We start from the raw sequence: 298 nt of genomic DNA on the forward strand, positions 1-298 counted from the left end.
TGTTTTAGTTGGGCTTCTAGGAGTTGAATTCTTCGTTGGTCTTCAGTTAATGCTTTGGCATTTTCTGGTGTTTTACCAGCTAATTCAGCTTGGTACTGCACTTTCCATCGAGACACAGCAGATTTACCCGCACCTGACATATCTTCGATTTGTTTATTTGTGTAACCCTGTTCGACCATCAGCTTGGCATATTCTAATTTTTGAAGAGAGCTGACAGTGATTTTCGTTTTTCTAATCATGATAAATACCTTTAAGATTTTGCTTATTTTAAGCTATAAATCTCTACAGTTTCATTAGA

1 pseudogene is annotated in these 298 nt (G+C 36.2%); it reads right to left on the reverse strand.

Going from position 1 to position 298, the window contains the following annotated elements:
* Nucleotides 1-239, reverse strand: a pseudogene (locus AAEY98_RS22230) (IS3-like element ISSde8 family transposase); the annotation flags it as partial.
* Nucleotides 240-298 lie beyond the last annotated feature (59 nt).

Source organism: Shewanella sp. AC91-MNA-CIBAN-0169, assembly GCF_040310165.1.
GTDB lineage: Bacteria > Pseudomonadota > Gammaproteobacteria > Enterobacterales > Shewanellaceae > Shewanella.